The sequence below is a fragment of the Streptomyces sp. KR55 genome (genome assembly GCF_052245645.1).
Lineage (GTDB): Bacteria > Actinomycetota > Actinomycetes > Streptomycetales > Streptomycetaceae > Streptomyces > Streptomyces flavusporus.
In genome coordinates, this window is the sequence record NZ_JBQQCE010000753.1 from 1 (window position 1) to 2,933 (window position 2,933).

The window sequence follows — 2,933 nt, forward strand, 5'->3', positions numbered from 1 at the left end:
ACCCACGCCCCCGACCCCGGCCCTTCGTCCCACAACCGGTCCAGCATCCGGCGCCCGAAGATCGCGGGCGTGCTCACCACATCGAACGCGGAACCGCAGGGCAGGACGACCGGGGCGTCCGGACGCTCCTCCCAGAGGGCGAGCGTGCTGCGCGGATACGCTCCGGCCGAGGCGAGCCAGGCGGCGCCGTCCGAGGTCAGTGTGCTGCTGCTCATACACCCACATCTACGGGGTGTGAGCATTCCCCTCCTGTGGGTTGCCGGAAATCGGGACGCGGGAGGGTGAGAGGGAGTATCTTGCGCGCCCGGCATATGCCACGCAGGTGTGGCCGCTCCGGCAGCCCGGGCCGCTCACACGGGATCGGGTCCCCGCCCGTCGGCCCCCCGCATCAGGTCCCGCCCGAACTCCACCATCTTCTTGGCGTAGTCCTCGGTCCACTCGGCCCGCTCGGCGATGTCCGCGGGCGTCAGCCGGTCGAACCGCCGCGGATCGGCGAGCTGTGCCGCCGCGATCGCCTGGAACTCCACCGCCCGGTCGGCCGCCGCCCGGAAGGCCTGCGTCAGCTCCGTCGCCCGCGCCAGCAGCGCGCGCGGGTCGTCCATCGACTCCAGGTCGAAGAAGTGCTCCGGGTCGCCGGCCGCTTCCGCGGGCTCGAAGAGCAGGGGCGCGGGGCGTAGCCGCGGTTCGTTCCGACGCGGCGTGGGCTCCGCCATGTCTTGTCTCCTCCTCGTACGGTTCCGATGGCGCCGCCTGTGGGGTGGGCCACCCTCAATTGTCTCGCGCCTGCGCAAGAGGGCCCTCGGTCACCTCTGGCGTTCAGCGTTGCCAGGCCACCCGGTGTTCCGCCAGATGCGCGAGCACCGCATGGTTCGCCTCCCAGCCATCCGGAAACTTCACGACCGTGCCCAGCTGGACCGGCTCTGTCGACGGGTAGTCGTCCAGCAGGTCGCTCACCCCCGCCCGGCACACGACGATGCATGCGTGCCGGTGGCGGGAGGCCAGGACGCACAGACGGCCGGTTTCCAGGTGGAAGGCGGTGGCGTCGGGGCGGCCGGACAGGGGGTGCAGGACCACGGTGACGTCGTACTCCCGGCCCTGGAGGCGGTTCGCCGTGTCGACGGTGACGTCCGGGACGCCCAGTTCGGTCAGGGCCGCCCGGACCGCCGCCGCCTGGTCCCGGTGGGCCGTGCCGACGGCGATCCGGTCGGCGGTCAGCGGCGCGGCTTCGGGTGAGCGCTCCGACGTGGCCGCCCCGCCCCGGTCCAGCAGGCGTCGTACGACCGTCGCCACCGCCCGCACCGCCTCCGGGTCGGTACGCGGCGTGTGCCGGGCGGGCAGCTCCAGCAGGCCCCAGCCGGACTCCGCCGCCTCGTCGATCACCCGGTCGGGGCCGGAGCCGTCCGACGGGACGCCGAAGGTGAGCCGTCGGTCACCGTGGTCGGTCCCGCTGCGGAACGGCGTGTACGGATAGAACGCGTCCGAGACCAGGGGCGCCGCCGAGGCGGGCAGCCGCCAGGAGACCGGCAGGCGGTGCTGCGGCAGATCGGGGTTGTGCGCGAGCAGGGTGCTCACCGCGGAGGCCGAGGGGTCGTACGACAGGCCCGCCCACTGCTCGCTGCCCACGATCGCGAACGGGTCCAGCTGGCCCGGGTCGCCCACGAACAGCGCCCGCTCGAAGAGACCGGCCACGGCGAGCAGCGAGTCGGAGCGCATCTGGTACGCCTCGTCGACGATCGCGTGCCGCCACGGCTCGTCGGTCTTGACGTGGCCCCATTTGGCGGCGGTCGAGATCACGACGGGCAGTCCCGTCAGGTCGGCCGCCTTCGCCGACTTCCGTACCTGCGGCAGGTCGTCGAGCGCCTTGTCGTACGGGTCGGCGTCGCTGCTGTGCAGGCGGCCCACCGGCAGCTCGGGGCTCTTCTCGGCGAGCCTCAGCACCAGGTCGTCGACCTGGGCGTTGGTCTGCGCGATCACCATCAGTGGGCGCCCGGTGTCGGCGAGTTCGAGCGCGGCGCGGACCACGAGCGTGGACTTGCCGGCGCCGGGCGGGGAGTCGACGACGACGCCGCGGTGCGGGCCGTGCAACGTGTCGTGGAGGATCGCGTCGGTGGCCCGCGCCGCCGCGGCACCGGGGTCGAAGGCGGTCTGCGTGGTCACAGGATGTCCTCATCGGTGACGGGATCGGCGGGCTCGGGGGCGGTGTCCGCGCCGGGCGGCCCGCCGTGTGTCCACGGCGTGTCCTCCGGGTCGGGCAGCTTCGTACCGCCCCGCTGCTCGTGCTCGAACAGCGTGAAGCACACCGCGTCGCCCTTCTCCGGCACGGACCCGGCCTCGGGCTCCTTGCCGCGGCCCATCTTGTCGAGGATGCGCAGGACCACCAGCGTGCCGTCCTCCTCGTACCCCACGAACTCCGCCGCCTGCGGTTTTCCGTTGTACGACCGGTACACCTTCGCCCGCTCGCCCAGATGTGGCCGGTCGTCCGTGCGGACCGTGACGAGGGGGCGCGGGCTCGGGCGCTTGCCCTCGCTGTACGCCATCACGACATCCGTGACCTCTCCTGCGAACGCCTCCCCGGCCAGCCGTCGCCCGGCCATCACCAGCGGGTCGTCGAGCGCCTCCTGGGCCTCCAGGCGGGCCTGTTCACGCTCGCGCGCGGCGAGCTTGTTCGCCGCGGTCACCGCGTCGTCGCGGCGCGGCTGCGGGGGCTCACCGGCCAGGACGCGGTCCCGGTGACCGGTGAACGACCAGCGGTCGCGGGTCCACCGCTCCTCGACGTGCGCCCCCTCGGGCAGCCCCCGCAGCAGGTCGAGCCCGCGCCACACCGCGTCCCAGGTGGGCCGGGCGACCCGCTCGACGAGGGTGCGGATCTCCCGCTCGGCGGCGGTGAGGTCACCGAGCCGGTCGTCCGCCGCCATGCCGTCCTCGGCGGCGGA

The 2,933-nt window shown here is 73.5% G+C and carries 2 protein-coding genes and 2 pseudogenes; all 4 read right to left on the reverse strand.

The genetic code is table 11. The features are described 5' to 3' along the window. A pseudogene (locus ACTWQJ_RS49505) lies at positions 1–215 on the reverse strand (hypothetical protein); the annotation flags it as partial. Between the two features lie 135 nt (positions 216–350). Continuing rightward, a complete protein-coding gene (locus ACTWQJ_RS49510; RefSeq protein ID WP_385510146.1) occupies positions 351–713 on the reverse strand; it encodes a hypothetical protein in 363 nt (120 codons plus the stop codon). 103 nt (positions 714–816) lie between these two features. Then, positions 817–2,157, reverse strand: coding sequence for an AAA domain-containing protein (locus ACTWQJ_RS49515; protein ID WP_443312908.1), 1,341 nt, complete (start codon positions 2,155–2,157; stop codon positions 817–819). Next, positions 2,154–2,933, reverse strand: a pseudogene (locus ACTWQJ_RS49520) (hypothetical protein); the annotation flags it as partial. The gene ACTWQJ_RS49515 and the pseudogene ACTWQJ_RS49520, both read right to left, overlap by 4 nt.

What these genes read in the sequence shown, in the direction of transcription:
- ACTWQJ_RS49510 (WP_385510146.1), bottom strand. Translation starts at nt 713, where the DNA reads ATGGCGGAGCCCACGCCGCGTCGGAACGAACCGCGGCTACGCCCCGCG.